The organism is Verminephrobacter aporrectodeae subsp. tuberculatae At4, from assembly GCF_000193225.1.
GTDB classification, from domain to species: Bacteria; Pseudomonadota; Gammaproteobacteria; order Burkholderiales; family Burkholderiaceae_C; genus Acidovorax; species Acidovorax aporrectodeae.
Genome location: NZ_AFAL01000829.1, coordinates 1 through 351, shown reverse-complemented (window position 1 = coordinate 351; position 351 = coordinate 1). Strand labels below are relative to the sequence as shown.

Annotated in this window: 1 protein-coding gene; it reads right to left on the bottom strand. The window is 62.4% G+C overall.

All coding sequences use genetic code 11. The features are described 5' to 3' along the window. Positions 1-351, bottom strand: a 351-nt coding sequence (locus tag VTU_RS34120) for an Ig-like domain-containing protein (RefSeq protein ID WP_010108908.1), incomplete at both ends; no start/stop codon positions are given.

Here is a 351-nt window from a genome sequence, read left to right as displayed (position 1 = left end):
AAGGTGACGGTGGTGGTTTCGCCGATCCCGAGGTCGGTGTCGGCGAGTGTGATGGGGTTGGTGCTGGCGGCGGTGGGGCGCACCAAATCGACGATGACGCTATTCGCGGAGTAGGTGACTTCTCGCAAGCCGGCGTTGCCCGCGAGATCGGTGACGGTCCACATATCTATGCCGATCTCGCAATGCCCGTTGGAGACAGGCGTGACCGTGGCGGTCCAGACGGTGCTGCTGGTGCCGCTGGGATGCGGATCACTGATAGAGACCTTGAGACCACCGTAGATACCGAGTGCTTGGCCGGTAAAGCCCGTGACGGCTTCGCTGAAGGTAAAGGTGGCGGTGGTGGTTTCGCCC